We start from the raw sequence: 17,571 nt of genomic DNA, 5'->3' as shown, positions 1-17,571 counted from the left end.
TTTGTTACTCACCCTTTTTCTCCCCAGATTCATCTGTTTCCTGCTGGAGAGCAATCTGCTGCCAATCATCGGTTATAGTCTTCCATTGCACTTCACGAGGAGATTGGTTTGACCAAACATCCCAAAAGTCTGGATCATCCGATTTGGGGCGTTGATTCTCCGGTAGCGCATTCATTTGCACCAATATCGGTAACTCGGATGCCCAGCCCAACAGAATGGCATTGCGTGAGGGTAGCGAAGGCAAATCGCGTAACAAGCCGTGCAGGTTGTCAGGCACCAATTTGTGTACCAACTCCTGATCGCGGTCGTTGCTAATACGGTGCAATAAAAAACTGTTGCATTGGGACAGAACCGTAGGAGATAGCTCCGAAGGCCGCTGGGAGGACAACACTAAACCCAAACCAAACTTACGACCTTCGCGGGCGATTTTCTCAAACACCTGACAGCATATGGATGCAGTATCGTGATTGTCGCTATCGTCTCGATAACGTTTAATGAAAGTATGAGCTTCTTCCATTACTAGAACAGTGGGCAAAGTTTTGCCATGGTTCAGCTTGCGGTATCGTTGCAAGGCCTCCAGTGTCATCCGTGCAATAACTGCAGTGATGAGGTGGACCGCTTCGGCAGGTACCAGAGATAGATCGATAACAGTAACCGTACCGTTAGATGCTTGGTTATCACCAATATATTCTGCCAACCAACCGTCCAGTGTTACATCTTTTGTGTCACCAGTAACACTCTTCATGCGGCTATCCGAAAGTATCGTTCGAATACGCATTAGCATGGTATCTACATATTCTGAGACATTAAGTAGTTCGGCATTTGCTTCCACACTAAGCAGCAATTGATCACCTGTAAATTCTCGTGGCACATCTGCGTCTATCGGAAGAAAGTCAGTGTCGCCGCCACCAAAAGCCACATGTGCCGTTTGAGCAAGGGTAAGGAACTCGTCAATTTCTAGTTTTGTGAAATCATAGGTTGGCCATTGTCCGCCACGAGCAGCTCGAAAAGCTGATATTTTTTCACTGAGCGCTTCTAGCGAAGTCATTTCTTCGTTGCTGAAGGTCGCATCAGACTCTAGCCCCTCTTGCCACCGCAAAATCTTCTCAAAAAAGTTTTTAGGATGAGGGAAGCTAGCCCAAGGTCTGCCCGCATTTCTCTCAATTTGAATCACGCTCACTAAGGTGCGCAGAAAGCGACGCATCTCGTGACTCGGCGTGACCGATGCCTCCACTGATCCATCCCTTACCGAACGAAGCGCTTGAATCAACGTTGGCCGCTGCGTTTTTGCACTGGCTTGCGTAAACGCGCTCCATTCTGCACTATTCCAAAACCATAGCGGCACCTGAAGTTGCTCAATAGCTTCGTTAGGTTCTACCGCGAATACCCGCACCTTACTTAGGTCTCGGAATGTGTTAGCGTATTCCCCATTTGGATCAAGCACGATAAAACGAGCATTGGGCTCTTTTCCCTGCTCACATTCTTTCTTAGCGGCTTCCAGTGACCAACGGATTAACCCAGCCACGGAGCAAGACTTACCACTGCCAGTATTGCCTAACACTGCCAGATGTCGCCCAAACAAACGATCAGGATCAATCTTTACTTCGGCATTTGCGGCAAGCGGACTGTTACCTATCTTTACCCGGCGGTTTTCGCCTGATTCAACAATGGAACGCAGCTGCTTTTGTGTTGGCAATAACACTGCATCGCCAACCGATGGAAAAGACTCCACCCCGCGTTTAAACGTATAACGCTCATCACCATCTTGATCTTTGCCGTCGTACTGCAAGGTGCCCAGTGGATTCAGGCTCATTTTTCTTAACGGATAGGGTAAATCTACCAGACCGAAGTCTTGCATGCCCTTGCGCTTCGGATACTGGGAGCGTTCGACCGTAATCCACTCGACTTGGCCTACCAAATAACCATTATCACTGGGGATGAGAATGTAACCATTAATCCGTGGAAACGGGCGCGGTGTGCCTGTGTTCAAAGCCACTGAATCTGGAGCCTCAATATCGAGCAGCACTTTTATTTCGTCAGGCGATACAAAATCAATGCTGCCTATTCTCAGAGAGTCTGCGTAGGCAAGTGGTGAATAACTCATATTAAGTCATCCAAAGTTTCATCAACCTTTGTGCTCGGAGCAGGATTAGTTACTGGTGTCTCCGTGTTTTGCGTGCCAAAACGCTGTTTGAGAAGCTCACTCATGCGGAAGGTGGCTTTATCAATTGCGGATTTAGGTAAGTAGTGTTCGGTTAATGTTTTCAAATCACCCAAATGATTACCGACCAACAAAGTAACCTGCGAAGGACGACCAATTTTCTCGTAGGTTTTGATGATGCGTTCAAGCGGATCGTCATAAGAAATAATGACCAGATGGGTCGATGGGATGGTGAGCATGTCTTCGATGATACGGTTGATGTGCTCGTCACCAAAGCTGTAACCATAAGTTACCAATGTGCTATTTGGGCGGCAGGTGGCAGCTGCAAAATCCCTAAAAAGCTCAACATATGGGTAGGCGGCTGTTTCTCTGTCCTTAGCAGAATTGGGATAGATCATCAGTTGATGCGCAGTTGCATCTTTTAACACAGGTGCTTTCAAATACGGGTCAACGCTTTCGGCGCCAAAAGGTAGTCCGACGCGGCGAATATCTCTATCAATTTGCACCCAATCAACTGAACCATGCAATTTAGTAAACCGCGCGACACCTTCAAGATAGCGAGGTTCACCCCGAATACCTGGCGGATTGTAATGCATGTCCAGATCCAGCCGAGATGACCGGAATATCGGCATTAGGTTGCCTAAAAATCTATCTAACAGATGCAAACCTGCCAATTCGGCTCCCGCTTCAATCAATCGATCATAATTGGTGGTAAAAATATTTAGGCGATCGCGTGTCCCGGTGCGACTGGCAAAGCTCATCAAGAAGTTGATGAGGGTGTTAAAGGCTTTTTCACGAGTATCTTCCGCTGCCGTAGCAATGCCCGATTCACTCGTTAGTATTGACTGCGAAAAAACTTCAAGAACATCACTTATATCCTTACGTAGTTTGTCTGCGCGGGGATCCTTCAATATCTCTAAGCCGCGCAATAACTCGTTCGCCACCCGAATTTGGTCTTCAATATTTCCTTCTGCGCGATTGGTGCAGGCTGCTGAAGATTTAGACGCAGCGCTAATTTCACTCGCAAGTTCACTGAATGTTGTCGTACCCATGCCTGCCGCGCCCGTACCGGCAGCTAAATAATGCACAGCGTGTGTCAACCCAGACCCCGCAAATAGTGAGAGATGCTCTGATTGAAACAGTGATGTTAGCCAGGGCTCAATCCGTGGGCGTAGCTCGCGTTCTGTAAACTCCTGTTCTTCATTTATCCATGAACATTTAGTGTCTTGAGATAACTTGAATTTTTTATTTTCCGAGATTTCAAATGCGACAATTTCGGCGTCGTCGCGTGTTTTTATAAAGTTGATTAGAGGTTTTGTCGGATCAAAAGTCGATTCCGTTGTTAGTTCGGTCATATCAATTTCCATTCGATAGTTCATTAATCAGCCCCAAGCCATGAGCCTTTTGCAAACGGCATTTCGGTTTATCTGGCAGTGACACTTCAGTCATTCTCATCATTTTTCAAGTCCCCATTCACACCGACCTGTTGCAATTGCTGCAAATCATTTTCGATTTCTTCAATCGTGGGCAGTGCCCCTTTGAGATTGTCCGGCAGCGTTTCCACCAAGGTGTATTCACTCACGCCCATAGGTTTGTTCATGTCGCGCAGGGCAAATTCGACTTCGATATTATTCTTGTCACGGCATAGCAATAAACCGATGGTGGGTTGGTCATCATCGCGCTTGAGCAGACTATCCACAGCCGACAGGTAAAAATTCAGCTTGCCGGCATACTCAGGAATGAAACGGCGGTTTTTCAATTCCACCACGACATAGCATTTCAGGGTAACGTGGTAGAACAACAGATCAATGTAATAGTCATTGCCCGCTACTTCCAGGTGGTACTGTCTGCCGATGAACGCAAAACCCTTGCCCAGCTCCAATAGAAATTGGGTGATGTGTTGGGTCAGTTGGCGTTCCACATCGCGCTCGTTGAAGGGCTCGGTCATCCCCATAAAGTCGAAGGTATACGGATCCTTCAGGGTTTGCTGCGCCAAATCAGACTGGGGTGATGGCAAGGTGCGGGAGAAATTGGTGATAGCTTTGCCGCTACGTGCGAACAGATTTGACTTGAGTTGCAATGCCAACACATCTCGGCTCCAACCTTGTTCCAGCGTTTGTCTAATGTAAAATCCGGCTTCCTCCACGCTACCGCACTTGGTAAAAATCAGGATATTGTGACCCCATGGAATTTGGTCAACAGGCTGTTGACCAAATGAAGGCAATCTATCGTCAGGCGCAGATACGACCTCATTAGCTGCACCACCGTAGAAAAGGAAGAAGCGCAGGCAATATTTCAGATTGGAGGCCGACAACCCCTTGAGATCAGGAAAGGCCCGTTGTAAATCATGCGAAAGCTGCGGGACGACTTTATCACCCCATTGACTCTCCGCTTGTTTGGCGGCAATCATTCCCCCTAAATCCCAATAGAAGCGGATCAATTCCCGGTTCGCTGCCAAAGCGATACCGACCCGAACGACGCTGATCCGCTGCTTGATTTGCTTTAGCCATGCTTGATAATCGGCATCGGCGAACAAGGCGGAAGCCGTCATAACTGCTTACTCATCTTGTGCATCCAGCCCCGGAATCTTCTTCAATGCCGCGCCGAATTTGGGGTAGTTGGCTTTAACGCCATCATCCAGATCGATGTCGATTTGCTGGGTGGCCAGCGGGTAAAGCACTTCGCGCTCGTACTCTTCCAACTCCACGATCATTTTGTTGATCTTTTCGATTTCTTTCAGGGCCTTGGTTTTCTCGCCTTGGGCGGCACTGGCGCTAATGCTGACCGCTTCCAGATGGTTTTTATGGGCAGTGAGTTTGGTGCGAAATTCGCGCAGGTAGTCGTTGAGCACCACGCTGACCGTATCCGGGCGATAACGATGCATGTAGATCAGTGCGTTGAAGCTGCCTTTAGGACTCGAAAACAGCCAGTAGATGGGTCGTTTTTTGTAGCGCTTGACGTGATCAGTGTAGAACTCGCCCAGGAAATAGTCACGGATGCTGTATTCACGCTTGCCTTTGACGTTAAGTGCCTGCTCGATGAACTTCAAGTTCTCCTCGTAGTGTGCCTCGCCAAAGGCTACGCGCAAAAATTGGCGGAAACGCTCTGTAATGTCGTCGGTGAACCAGTCGCCATCAAGCATAGGGATGACGTTGTCGTCATCGGCCGGGAAGCTGGGTTCTGGAATCTGTCTCAGGTAATCCGATAGGGTTTCGCCCTGATTGGCCAGGATCAACCCCGGCTTGTCCAGCGCATAACGACCAAACATGCAGCCCACGGCATAAGAGACCAGTTCGCGCATCGTGTCGGCCAGCAGTAGTGCTTCCAGCTCTTCCTCGGTTTTGTCGCCGCCGTAGCGGTAGTGGGGGTTGCAGGTCAGGGTGATTTCGTTGAGCGGCACCTCTGGCGTCAGTTCATCCTGCAGGCCATAGGCTTCGATGAAGATGCGATTGTTCTCTTCCTCTAGCCGCTGCATCTCCAGTGTCATCTCCCGCCAATGGGCGCGGAGTTTCTGGTAAGTGGCCTTCATGGCTGGCTGGTGGTGACCTGGATCCACCAGAGGGAAAATAGTGAAGTCCCAAGAGGATTCATATAAGTTCCAGTCGGCCTTTTCGATTGCAATGCACTTATCGTAAATATTTGTAAGATTATGTGTGGGATTGATAACAGGTATCGAACCAATCTGTCCGGCTTCAAAATTCAAAGTTGGAGATAGTAACTCAAGCACTCGTAAAGCCAACTTCGAGTTTAGGAGGGTTAATAATATTTGAAACTTATCTTTACTAGGGAAAAGGGACATTCCAGCTACGTCAAAAATTGCCCCTTTAGGTTGAAATCGAAATGACGGTTTACTGCTACTAATTTTCCCCCAAGTAACGCTAGCCAAAAAATATGAATCTTCATTGACAACGCGCTTTGAAGCACTTCCGTATCGACTAATTGACAATTGTTTTATTTCATTGCCATTGTTTGACCAGTTAACAAAGGTCTCCTGATTACCGTACCATTTTCTAAAGTCCCCAGCTTTGTTGTAAGGAAACCATTTACAACTTTCACTATTAGAAAATATCGAAGCATTTGCCATCGATACCTCATGCCATAGTCGGGTGAATCTAGCATTATCCATTGTTGCCAGACCCTGCCTAGGAATTGCAACCGTTTTAAGTGGGGTTCCATTTTCGAAGGCAGCAATCAGCCCTTTAGATACCCAATATGCAATTGGGCTACCCGGAATCTTCTTAAAATCAGAAGCAGAAGCGCGATAGAACCAGCCGCAATTGGGATTTTGAATCGCTTTAAGTGTTTGTGGCCCTTGGTTTTCGGAGCCTCGGAAATTAGAAAGCCGAACATATCCACCTCTGTATTTAGGGTGGTGAGCATTCTCAACCGTGAATGTACAAATAGGTACTGTCGCCCCATCAAATCCCGAATACTCAAGCTGAACCAACGACGTGATGGTTTTCTGGCTGATCAAGAAGCTACGAAGCTTCTCGTAGGACGAAATAAACATCCACACGAATGGTGACATAAATCCGAGCTGTCCTTTTGGCAAAGCCAGTTCTGTGTTGCGGACCATGAATGCAGAAAATAAATCAGATTTCACGTCCGTATAGTTATCTTTAAGCCATACCGCCATTCGTCCATTCATGCCTTTGCCACCCATATATGGCGGATTAGCAATCACTACATGGTATTTCTGGCTCAGATAATCAACTTGTAGCAAAGCTGTTTTACATTGATCGATAAGCTCCCGATGTCCGATCATTGGGGTTTTCACTGATTTATCGTAGGCCGTCAGCGCAGCGATTGCTTTTTGAGCCTGGTCGGTGGTCAGGGTTGGTCGAAGTAGAGAGCCGAAATTGTTTGCCTCAGCAAATAGGGTGGTGTTTTGAATCAAGCTGCTTCTATCAACACCGCTGTTTTGCATTGCTTCCAAAGCCTTTGGCCACTCGGGTTCCTGCGTGATACTGTCGATGTTCTGAAGTACGCAGATATTCGGTTTGACCTCTTTGTTGAAAAATCGGCGATGCTTGGCGCGGGCCTTCATGGTTAGCGCGAAGGCGGCCAGTTCGCCGGCACGTTCATCAATCTCGATACCGTATAGGTTGTGAGTGAGAATCTTCTCCGGTATCTCGGCAGGCTCGTAACCTTCCTCTTCGTAGATGGCGTAAAGCAAGTCAAAGGCATAGGTGAGCATGTGGCCGGAACCGCAAGCCGGATCACAAATTTTGATCTCTTCCGGTTTGCTGATGCGCAGGAAGTCCGTCTCCGCCTGCTCAGGTTTGATGTAATAGTCCATTTGCTCGGCCAGTTTCGAGCCAGGGCGATTGAGCAGCCACAAACGACCGAGCGAGTTTTCCACCAAGTAACGCACGATCCAGTGCGGGGTAAACAGCTGAGTGGCGGCAGGGATGTTTTCGGGCGTGATTTTTTTGTTTTTCTTCAGGCCTTCGAACACCTCGTCCTTCTTCTCGGAGATGTAGAACTGGTAAAGCCAACCGATAACTTCGACATCCTCGCAAGTCTCCGGCGTCATCGCCTCGCGGGTATAGGCCAGGATAGAGTTGCCTGACAGCAGATCGTCGGGCATTAACAGTTCGGTGTAGTCCTCAATCCGCTCGAAAAGGAACGGCATGGCCTTGTTCCAATAGTTACACGCAGCGACGACCAATAGCCGATAGGCCTCACCTTGCGGATCGCGGCTGGGCGCTTTGCCATCCAGTAGAGCAAAGACTTGCTGCCGAATTTTGTCCTGCACCATCTCCTCATCGATATGGCCCATCTTGGCTTCGGCCAGAATCTCGGGCTGGAATTGCCCAGGGTCAGCCGGCGAAACGATGCCAACGCGGTTGTAACGGTTCACGTCCATGAAGCGCAGCGCACAGAAACGGTTGAACCAGATGTAGGCTACCCGTTCAATCACTTGGTCTTTGCCCTGGAGCTGGATTGCTTCTTCCAGCTTTTTGACCGCCGCCACGCTTTCCCGCCGAGCGGCGCTCTCTTCTGTCAATACTAATTTAAGCTTGGCCGATACTTGCTCGATCAGGCTGCGGCGGGCGTATTGAGCAAATTTTTTGAGTTTGGCGGTTTCCATTAGATTTGTATCCTTTTGCCATTGCGAATTTCATAAATAAGCGCTTCGCGCATCGATTCCAGATAACGATCAACATCGCTCTCGTCAGCCAGCCAGGGTTTATCAAATGGAATGGTGATCTGTCGTGACGCAATGTATTTTGGCTGAGGCTCTGAAATATGTTCAGCAGGATCAGCTTCTGCGGTTTCCGTTGACTTCCCACCAGCAGCCGGTTTGGGCGCTGTTAGCTCAATGAGCTTAGTCAGGAGTTTTTGATAACCCTGTTCTTCAAAATAGCGTAAACGGTCGTTGATTACTGCAATCAGGCTTTGCTGTTTGATATGTTCAATCAACTCCTGATATGGGGTGTCCAATTCCGCCATTCTGACGTCGGGTAAGGTTTGAAATTCTTCCAGCCCATGCATGCGTTGTTGCAGGGTTTTCAGTTTTGCAATAGCCTGAGTGCGGACTTCTTCAACTTGCTTATCGATCTCCAGAGCCAAAGCATCGAGTTCGCTTTTAATTTGTTGAATACGATTACCTTTGAAGCAGGTTGGATTGTTCAGTACTGATTGAATTGAAGCTGGAACATCGCTTATCACGTAGGCAAAATTTGGCTCTTGCGTTTGCACAAATTTCCGGGCGTCATCAAAGATGCCTTTTTGCGGGCCAGTCATGAACTTACGGATGGGATCGATCACACCTTCTTTCAGAGCAAGCAGGCTGTCTTCTTGCCGAACAAGCTCGGTCAGATACCAGGTGTAAGGTTTGCCGTTGAGTTCTTTTAGCTTATCTAGTACCGGCGTGAGTGCGCTCAAGAACGGATATTGAGAAACCAAATTCGTTAGCGAAGACAGCTGTTGCGTTAACTCTTGGAAAGCTTCAGCGGTTTCGCTGCCCAGGGCTTTGGCTTCGCTGGCACGAGGTGGATGATCGAAAAAATCTTCGTAAAATTCTTTGAGTGCCCGTATCTGAGATGCGGTGTATTCGACTTGAGGGTCCAATACCAGATTGCCATGCGCATGGGTATTGCGAAGCGCGCGTTCCAATTCATTTTCTTCGAGCAAATTGCCATCGGTGCGAGCCTCGACTTTGCCACGGGCACAGAGGTTGGCCAGGGTGCAAAGCACGGCGGCGTAGTACCAGCCGTAAGGTTTGCGCTCAAATCGTTCCAACAGGCTTTTTAATGTGGTTCGGACCCCGCCTCGATTGTTGCTCTGTATAAAGGCCAGCATTTCTTGCTCTGATTCGGCCAACGAGGTGACGTCATTACCAAAGAGCCCGTCTTCCGAGTATTTAAGGCACTTGCCGATGTCATTTTCGGTGTAGTTGATGCCTCTGAGCATCCGCAAATTAGGATAGGCACGGGCAATCAATTCATGAAAGCCACGCAGTATACGAGTTTGCGCATCTTCAGAACCGATTTCAATTTCTGCTCCCGCTACAAACAACTTGGCCTTGCCCATGAGCAGTTGTACGCGTTGCTGAATGTCAGCATTGCGTTCCTGATTCTGAAAGCCTTTGTCGTTGAGGATGCGCTTAATCGCCTCCTGCTGGGTAACCGAGATGTTTTGACGGATATATTTTTCGGTGCGTTTGTACATCAAAAGCTCGCGTACTAAACGATCATCCGATGGCAGCACCAGAAGCAGTTCGTCACGTCCGTATGAATGCATAACCAAAGTGGCTTGATTTTCTGCATGTTCATGGAAAGGGCTAATGACATGAATGCATAGCTCGTATTCGCGCCCAAACAAACGTTCGTCTAATTTGCGGGTGAACGAGTAATCCTGGCCATTTTCGTCATAGCGAATCTTGCGATTCTTGATGATGTTATCGAAGATGATTTTTTCTAGTTCTGCAGCAACATCGGTTGATTCAACCTCGGTGTTTTTAATCTCCTCTTCGACGTCTTTTTCTTCGTCAGTCAGGTAATCATAGAGTTCGCCATTGCGTTGCACATAGGTTTGCTGTTCTAAGAGATTGAGAGCTTCTTCAACCCGGTTTCTCAGTGCTGGTAAATCCTGGTTAAAACCATCCAGCATCAGGATGCAAAGGTTGCGCAGCGTTGGTTTGAATTCCTTAACGTATTTAACCAGGAACAATGTCTTCAGCAGTCGAATGGCAAAGGGGTTGTCGAGATGTCCTTCTGCCAGAATGATTGCACGTTGAATTTGGGCTTTTAGCGCAGTTCGTATCCCTTCGAACATCAAGTCGAATGTCGCCAACTGGCCAATCTCGTGTTCTTCAATTTGGATGGCCACTTGCTGGAAAACACCTAACATGGATCGTTCGCCCACTGAACTGTGCTTGCCTTCAAAGGCATTATGCAAGGACAGGTTTTGTATAGCCGACTGGAACAGTGCGAATTGGTAAGGAATAAAGGGATAGCTGTGGATGAAATGCTCCCGATCCTGAAAGTTACGATAGCTTACCGAGCCATCGGCAAAGTCGAACAGGGTTTTGAAGTTGTTCGATTGCACGTGATAAATATCAGACAGTTGACCAACACCGTCTTCATTCTTGGTTAACAAGCGCTTTTGAATGACTTCCGCGACATCCGCACTGGTTAATTTCATGCGATTGGCAAATCGCGCTTGAATTTTGGAGAAGTCGTTGCTTTGTTGCTTGCCCATTTCGCCGACAACAGTACCCATGTCTTCTTGTGCGGTGACGATGACCCAAGCGCGGCCCCGGCATTTGGTGGCCAGACTTTCGGCGATGGTTTGTAGGTTGGTCATCAGTTTGACGTTCTCGGCGATGTATTGGCCTACTTCGTCAACAAAGAAATTCAAGCGAAAATCCGGCGCTTGGCGTTCGATAAAGGCATGAACTTGATCGGCAAAGTCCTCGATAGATACTTTGTATTGAGTACGGTATTTGTCCAAGATCCCTGTGACTGAGGATTCATCGTCGCCTGTGACTTGAGCATATGCTTTAGCAATATTTTTTCCTTCAAGTAAGGCTTGTTCCCTTCCACTTTGCCATGTTCTTCCTGTAGTGGCTTGATAGGCTGACTTGAATGGGTCATAGAGTCCGCGACTATCCAGGTCTCGCTCGAATTGTGCGATATGGCCTTGCTTGCCGTAATAACCGCACGTTTCATCGAAAACCTTTACAAACACGGCCAATAAAGCGTCGATCTGGGTTTTGCTGATGACGTCGGCTTTTTGATCAATATTAAACAGGATGCTTTTTGAAGGGATGCTAATTGCGCGTTTAAGATCACCACGCAAAATCTCATTTTCACCGCATTTAGGCAGGAATAATTCAAGAGCAGAAACGCCGTCAATTTGTCGGTTTTCCAAAAGCAGTGCCAACATTTTTAATAAATGCGACTTACCCGATCCAAAGAATCCGGATACCCAAACACCGTTTGCCCCTTCATAGTTGTTGTAGGCATCTAAAAACGTTTCAAGCCTTTTTTCAACTTCGTTGGTCAGCACATATTCTTCGATTTCAAGGCGGAGACTAGCTTCGTCGTCGGCTTTGATGACGCCTTCGATAGGGCGGTTAACCGGCTTTTGAAAAATGTGTTTTAGTGTTGTCACGCTTCCCTCGTTTATGCTTCGCAGTGAAAGATGTTAAATGCCCGGTAATATTTGTCGTCGTGGAGTCTTCCAAACAAATCAAGCGAGGCTCCCGACTCTAGTGAGTGAGTATAAGAGCCAGGAAAAAACAGTAAGGTGGGTTTCTCTTTGGCAGTACTTTGTAAATTGTTTAAAACGTTATGTGACCGGATGTACGGAAACACTTCGCCAACACCCGAAAGAAACAATACGTCGAAGTCCGTGCTGGACAGCTTAGCTGCTATGGCGGGCACGAGATGGCTCTCTGGGTCCAGTACACCTTGTAACAACTCCTTGAGTTGATCCTTTGTGACAGCATCTTCCATCTCTATAATCTGGTCCCAGATGCCGCGATCTTTTAGTATTTCTATCGAGAGGTCATAAAGATTGATTTCCAATACGTGGACACCCGCATGCTCCAGGCGATTGACCAACTGTCGCTGAAGCCGCTCCATTTCAACGGCTTCTTCCGGCTTGAATGGACAAATGAAAAAAGGCACTTCGTTACCCAGGCCTTGCTTTTTGAGAAAGCGTTGCCCGGAGATGATTCCAAAAAGGTGTTGAAATCGATCAGACATGGGCATTTTGTCGACGTCCTTAGTCACTGTCCGACTCCTTAAAGTTAATCTCTAGCGTTGGCAAAACCATGCATTCTTGTCCTGTAGATTGAGAGATGAGCGCTTTCAATTCCGGACTGAGCATCGCTGCATTAATGACCTGTTTTTCCGTCAGCAAATTGGCTTCCTTAAGCATTTTGAACAGAACTTGACGCAGTTTTCCCCGAGTTGAAGGTTGAATTTTGTCTAATTCCTGATGCCATTCTGACTTTCGGTTGTAAAAGGTGTCGAATTCGATAGGGTTCAAATCAGCCTTAAGTGAAAGAAATCGTTCTCGAATGACTTCAACGGCGAAATCGGCAATAAATTGGTATCGCCTGCAGATTGCCACCCATAGTAGATAAGCCTGATTCTGTCTGTCGGCCTTAACAAGAAAGCTCAACTCATTTAAGCTCAACGTTTTCAGCCGTGAAATCACCTCTCGACACACTCGCTTGGATGTATTTAATGCCCTGGCTTGTAGGACGTTTTCACGAATGACTTCATCTCGAGTGACTTCCCAATCCCTGAATTCAAGATACAGTGACGCGATTTTCACCGATTCATGGTGAAACAGACCTCCGGTTGTAAATGACATGCAGTATCTTTCTTTAGCCATCTTTCAGATTTTTTCCTTGGAATGTTCTGCGGCACCACCAGCCTTCACCCAAGTGTCAACTTCCTCTCTTTTGAATTTCCAAAGGCGCCCGATCTTGTGAGCGGGCATAGCTCGATCACTGATCCATTTGTAGACGGTGTCGCGCTTAACACCCAGATAGATTCCAATTTCGTCTACAGATAACCATCGGTCTTCCATAAAACACCTCTAGTATTGAATTTTCTCAGATCCACTTCGATTCGCTCTTTAGATGCAAGCAAGCGTAAGAAAAGTGATGGTTTGATACCTAATTAAACCGATTGTAACCGATTTAAGATGGTTTCATTGAGACGTATTACGTCGTCCAAATGATAGGTTTTGATAGGATTGCTACGGAAAACTTAATCCGACTGCTGCACATCATTTTTGATGTAGCGTAAAAAAGCGGATAATTTATTGAAATTAGTTTTAATCAAAGGAATTCAAATGAACAAATCCGACCTCATCGACGCCATCGCCAGCCACGCCAACCTGACCAAAGCCGACGCCAGCCGTGCATTGGATGGCATTACTCAATCCATCCAAACTGCATTGAAAGCAGGCGATTCTGTAGCCTTGGTGGGCTTCGGCACGTTTGAAGTGAAAGAACGTGCCGAGCGTTCTGGCCGCAATCCTCAAACCGGTGAAGCCATTACCATCGCCGCTGCAAAACTGCCTGGTTTCAAAGCCGGCAAAGGTCTGAAAGACGCAGTTCAGTAATTTTTAGGCCGCTCATTGTGGCCCCATACCCCAGCCTTCCAATTCAGACTGACGTTTGACCGTAGGCACATTCAGATCGGTCATCCTGCCTTGGGTGCGGGTTAAGGTATCCTGCCGACCACTGGAGGCTGCGCCGTATTTCTGCGGATTGAGTCGGCTACCCGTTCCGGTGAGTTGATCGAGATTCAGCATGGATGCTGCATTGGCAGCGGACGGCAAATGCCCGGTCTGAGCCAGAATCGCCAACCACTCGTCCAGATTGACCTGTGTCCAGTCCACGCGGTCCAGGTCTGCGACCTTTATTCCTGTGCAACTGGGAGTTTCTGGTGTGCCGAAATCCATGCCCAACTGCGGTTTGATTTGTTCGTTGAGAATGCGCGCTAGCGGCGAGTTGTAGCAGCAGTAACTTTCCTTGCGCACCCAACACACACCAGCCACCTTGCTCTCGCAATAGGTGCCCAGATCCGTGCAGACCTTCAGTTGTTTCTTGGCGGCCAGTTCGTACTCCGGCTCCTCACAGGAATAGACGATCTGGATTATCATGATGATGATCATCACCACGGTATAGGCTGTCATCAAGGTGCTGAGTAGCTGTCCTGCCACTGCCGCACCGCCGCCTAATTGCACACCACCGGATTGCGCGGCAGGTGTGAGATTGCCCGCCGCATCAAAAGCTGCCTGGCCACCGGCGCTGAACAAGGCATTACCGGCGGCTTCACCAAAGGTCTGGCCAATCCATTCTGCAACGGACTTCATCAATTCGCCTTTCAGCGAGTCGAGCAAACCTTGCGAGGCGATGTCGCTGGTACTGAGCATGTCGGTGCCGACCAAGTCATTCACCGTCGAGGCAAAATCCGCCTGAAAACTGTTCCAGGCATCGCCAGCTAACGTGAACGGGGTACGCATAGTTTCCCAGGCGCCGCGAATCGCCGAGGTACTGTCCATGGCCATCACCGCGCTGTCCATTTGACTGGTGGCGATCAACAGATCAATGTAACGTCCTAGCCCCATCGCACCCGAAGGCGTTTCGCAGCAATCCACTAAACTGAGTGCACCACCAACCATTTTGCAACTGGCCGGTTTGCCCTGAAATACCTGGCAGGTTGTCGGATCTTTTTGCTGCAAATCGGCATTGGCGTAGTCGCAATGCAAATCCATCGCCATTTGCTGTGCGCTGTTCAATAATGCGACTGCTTTGCTGAAATCCTGACTCTGGGTGCGATTCACCGTGATGCAATCCTCGCCCATGCAGCGTATTGGCCCGGCGCATTGTTGTTGGGTGTTGCTTTGAATGCCGGGAATGCCGACCGTTTGCCCGCAGTCATAAGTATCGACGCTGTCCCAACAGGTACCTGAGGCCAATACACTGGTGCATTGGCTTTTGATGAACGAGCAGCCTTGGGTTTCCAACGATGCGCAGGTTTTGTTGGGTATGCCGTTCGCCGGCGGCTCCAAACAGTGGGTGCCGGCGGTATCGGTCCAGCATTGGCCGTATTGATTCAAATCGCAATATCCTGATGCCTGAATAGCCATGCAGGTATTACGAATCCCTGATGAACCGGCCACCGGGGCTTGGGCCAAGTCTGAACCGCAGACCATGACTTGCGATGTCGGATCGACGTAACAACCAGAGGCATTGGCGGGATCGTTCGAGCAACTCAATTGGCTGCCGGCTTGGCAAATGCCATCGGTAATCGCATTGGCCAAGTTTTGGCAATTCGGTCCGCTCCAGCTCCATTCGTCCTGGGTGATCAGTTTCGACAGGTCATAACGCAAGCGAATTCGCGAATAACCTTCGCCGCGTCCGGAAACGCGGGTTTCCTCCTTGAACACCTTGATGCCGCTACTGTTGAAGGCATACAGCACATTAGTGTTGGGATATTCGTTCCAACTGGTGTAAAGCTCGCAATCCCCGTACCAGCCACTCGACCCGGTATAGATGAGCTGATTATCGTAATAGACCCGAGTGTGGTCATCGTATTTGACGTATTCCAGCGTGGCGCTGGTGATGGCTTCCGGATGCAACACCTCGTATTGGACCTGCCAGGTAAACAAGCCGCAATCGGATTCCCAATAATCATCACCGACCCTGCCGACATACAAATCCATACAGCCCGGCCCGCAACTGGAAAAGCCGCCGTCGCCACTGACGAAGCGGATCAAGGGCTCGACATTGACTTGGTGAGTGGCGGTGCAGCTTTGCGGTACCGTCGGTTGCCGCAGGCAGAGCTGGTAATCCGGCACGCGCACTGACTGCTGGGTTTCGGTTTGGGTCGTGGTGGTCGTGCAGTCCGCGAACGACTGTGCCCACGGGGTGAAATCGCTGAACACCTGATCGCCGGCTTGCCAGATCGGATCGGCATGCAAATCCGGGTGCGACTGATGAGCATTGTCGATCAAGGTTCGATAGGCTTCACCGGTGAAGCTGGTTTCGCCGTTCAATGATGTCTGCGCATTCAAGCCCGCGGCAAGTGTACCGGGGTTGTTGCCATAAAGATTGGCAAAATCGCTGGTCGTGGTTGATGTGCTATTGGTATCCGGAAACAGGGTGCCAATCGAAATGGCGCTCTCCTGAGCCGTCCCAGGATTCAAGGTCAGCGTGCCGTTGCCGGTATCGAGCGGAAACGCAAAACCGTCGATGACTTGTTGGCCCAGTTGTTGGCCATCACGCCCGGCGGCCTGAATGGCATCCGCCCAGGAAACACCAAACGGTGTCCAGGCCATCGTGACGCATAGTATTGCAGTCAGGCTTTGTGTGGCGAATGCTTGGGGATTAAAGAGTTGTTTCATCGCCTCATAAACCAACGCAGCAGTCTTGAAAACGCCATAAGATGTATAGATGATCTTCGCCCGGACCAGGATAGGTGCGACCCGCACCCCATTTGAAGGTGGTTTCGCCAATGGCGTGATTGGACTCGGTTTCGGCGACCGGATAAAACATGGATAGCCGGTATTGCGATTTGGGGATGAAGGGATAGATATAGCCACCGCATAGGGCATCGTTACCTGAGGTTTTCCAGGCCAGCCCGCGCCGATGCAAGGACGCTGTCGCCCGCGTAGCCAACAAGCTGGTGATACGCGGATCGGTGCCGTAACTGGTAGGCGATATGCCGGATAAGGGATACATGTGCCCCCAGGCGCCGGCACACCAGAACAACGCATCCAAAGGATTGCCGGTGGCTGCCGCCGCGGCATCGGCGACACACGCTGAAATAGCCACGGGATTGGCAAACAATGCCGTTTCCGGACTGGTAAAAAACGCCAACAAATCGTTATTCCAGGTCGGATCCAGTTCCGAGACATACAGCAAATCGAAATCCCGATAGCCGTCGCTGTTGCAGCGACCATCCCAGAACAGGTCCAGAAGGATGGTTAGCGGAAAGGCGAAATAATGGTAATTGAAAAAAGACATCTCGCTGGCGTCGAAGTCGGCCTTGCCGGTGGTGGCAATCAGACGCACATTTGAAGCACTGAACTTATGCCCACCCAGCGCCGGTGAGCACCAAGGATTTCGGACGATCTCGATCAGCCGAGCAGGATTCCATAAGCCCATGGTCATGCCCAGTTCCGGAATGTTCATGCTGTCGGTACAAAAGCAAAACTTCTCATCGGTAGCGATACTGGGCACATTGCCGCCACCCAGCGATGCTCCGGCTGCTCGAATTGGAAACAGGCAGCTCCAGCAAATATCAGTGATCAGTTTGCCGGACCACAGTTCGGCGTCCGAGCACAACGGGTCGACGCTGGTCGTCGTGGTGTCTGCCGCTGTTACACCCGAGAACAACAGCCATAAAAATCCCAAGGCCATGATGGCC

General features: G+C 49.2%; 11 protein-coding genes. 1 reads left to right on the top strand and 10 read right to left on the bottom strand.

All coding sequences use genetic code 11. The features are described from left to right. Positions 1 to 4: 4 nt before the first annotated feature. The 8 genes from ACQE3D_RS18930 to mads1 all read right to left on the bottom strand — a co-directional run bounded on the left by ACQE3D_RS18930 (position 5) and on the right by mads1 (position 13,216). On the bottom strand, positions 5 to 2,104 hold the full coding sequence (locus ACQE3D_RS18930; RefSeq protein ID WP_427551206.1) for an ATP-binding protein: 2,100 nt from the start codon (positions 2,102 to 2,104) through the stop codon (positions 5 to 7). Continuing rightward, positions 2,101 to 3,516 (bottom strand): SIR2 family protein, encoded by a 1,416-nt coding sequence (locus ACQE3D_RS18925; RefSeq protein WP_427551205.1) that lies wholly within the window; start codon positions 3,514 to 3,516, stop codon positions 2,101 to 2,103. The genes ACQE3D_RS18930 and ACQE3D_RS18925 overlap by 4 nt, the downstream gene beginning before the upstream one ends. Before the next feature lie 86 nt (positions 3,517 to 3,602). Continuing rightward, positions 3,603 to 4,712: a PDDEXK nuclease domain-containing protein gene (locus tag ACQE3D_RS18920; protein WP_427551204.1), complete on the bottom strand. Its 1,110-nt coding sequence runs from the start codon at positions 4,710 to 4,712 to the stop codon at positions 3,603 to 3,605. 6 nt (positions 4,713 to 4,718) lie between these two features. After that, the gene (pglX, locus tag ACQE3D_RS18915) at positions 4,719 to 8,255 is read right to left on the bottom strand and encodes a BREX-1 system adenine-specific DNA-methyltransferase PglX (RefSeq protein WP_427551203.1); all 3,537 of its coding nucleotides are present in this window, start codon (positions 8,253 to 8,255) and stop codon (positions 4,719 to 4,721) included. Next, complete coding sequence (gene brxC / locus ACQE3D_RS18910) at positions 8,255 to 11,785, bottom strand: BREX system P-loop protein BrxC (RefSeq protein ID WP_427551202.1); 3,531 nt, start codon at positions 11,783 to 11,785, stop codon at positions 8,255 to 8,257. Before brxC ends, pglX begins: the two co-directional genes overlap by 1 nt. An 11-nt stretch (positions 11,786 to 11,796) precedes the next feature. Then, positions 11,797 to 12,408: a DUF1788 domain-containing protein gene (locus ACQE3D_RS18905; RefSeq protein ID WP_256360917.1), complete on the bottom strand. Its 612-nt coding sequence runs from the start codon at positions 12,406 to 12,408 to the stop codon at positions 11,797 to 11,799. Further along, on the bottom strand, positions 12,401 to 13,018 hold the full coding sequence (locus ACQE3D_RS18900) for a DUF1819 family protein (protein WP_427551201.1): 618 nt from the start codon (positions 13,016 to 13,018) through the stop codon (positions 12,401 to 12,403). The genes ACQE3D_RS18905 and ACQE3D_RS18900 overlap by 8 nt, the downstream gene beginning before the upstream one ends. A gap of 3 nt (positions 13,019 to 13,021) precedes the next feature. Beyond that, a complete protein-coding gene (gene mads1 / locus ACQE3D_RS18895; protein ID WP_313729505.1) occupies positions 13,022 to 13,216 on the bottom strand; it encodes a methylation-associated defense system helix-turn-helix domain-containing protein MAD1 in 195 nt (64 codons plus the stop codon). A 267-nt stretch (positions 13,217 to 13,483) separates the two neighbouring features. Between mads1 and ACQE3D_RS18890 the strand changes: the two genes are divergently transcribed. After that, on the top strand, positions 13,484 to 13,756 hold the full coding sequence (locus ACQE3D_RS18890) for an HU family DNA-binding protein (RefSeq protein ID WP_313729506.1): 273 nt from the start codon (positions 13,484 to 13,486) through the stop codon (positions 13,754 to 13,756). Positions 13,757 to 13,768: 12 nt separating this feature from the next. Here ACQE3D_RS18890 and traN read toward each other — a convergent pair whose 3' ends face one another. Beyond that, positions 13,769 to 16,546, bottom strand: a complete 2,778-nt coding sequence (gene traN, locus ACQE3D_RS18885) for a conjugal transfer mating pair stabilization protein TraN (protein ID WP_313729507.1) — start codon at positions 16,544 to 16,546, stop codon at positions 13,769 to 13,771. 4 nt (positions 16,547 to 16,550) lie between these two features. Further along, positions 16,551 to 17,564: a TraU family protein gene (locus ACQE3D_RS18880; protein ID WP_313730258.1), complete on the bottom strand. Its 1,014-nt coding sequence runs from the start codon at positions 17,562 to 17,564 to the stop codon at positions 16,551 to 16,553. Positions 17,565 to 17,571 lie beyond the last annotated feature (7 nt).

The organism is Methylomonas sp. MS20 (genome assembly GCF_050275925.1).
GTDB classification, from domain to species: Bacteria; Pseudomonadota; Gammaproteobacteria; order Methylococcales; family Methylomonadaceae; genus Methylomonas; species Methylomonas koyamae_A.
Note: the sequence above shows the minus strand (reverse complement) of the source record. Positions and strands in the feature narration are given on the sequence as shown.

Coding starts and splice junctions, on each gene's coding strand:
- ACQE3D_RS18925 (WP_427551205.1), bottom strand. CDS start 3,516: ATGACCGAACTAACAACGGAATCGACTTTTGATCCGACAAAACCTCTA.
- ACQE3D_RS18920 (WP_427551204.1), bottom strand. CDS start 4,712: ATGACGGCTTCCGCCTTGTTCGCCGATGCCGATTATCAAGCATGGCTA.
- pglX (WP_427551203.1), bottom strand. CDS start 8,255: ATGGAAACCGCCAAACTCAAAAAATTTGCTCAATACGCCCGCCGCAGC.
- traN (WP_313729507.1), bottom strand. CDS start 16,546: ATGAAACAACTCTTTAATCCCCAAGCATTCGCCACACAAAGCCTGACT.
- ACQE3D_RS18880 (WP_313730258.1), bottom strand. CDS start 17,564: ATGGCCTTGGGATTTTTATGGCTGTTGTTCTCGGGTGTAACAGCGGCA.
- ACQE3D_RS18900 (WP_427551201.1), bottom strand. CDS start 13,018: ATGGCTAAAGAAAGATACTGCATGTCATTTACAACCGGAGGTCTGTTT.
- ACQE3D_RS18930 (WP_427551206.1), bottom strand. CDS start 2,104: ATGAGTTATTCACCACTTGCCTACGCAGACTCTCTGAGAATAGGCAGC.
- mads1 (WP_313729505.1), bottom strand. CDS start 13,216: ATGGAAGACCGATGGTTATCTGTAGACGAAATTGGAATCTATCTGGGT.
- ACQE3D_RS18890 (WP_313729506.1), top strand. CDS start 13,484: ATGAACAAATCCGACCTCATCGACGCCATCGCCAGCCACGCCAACCTG.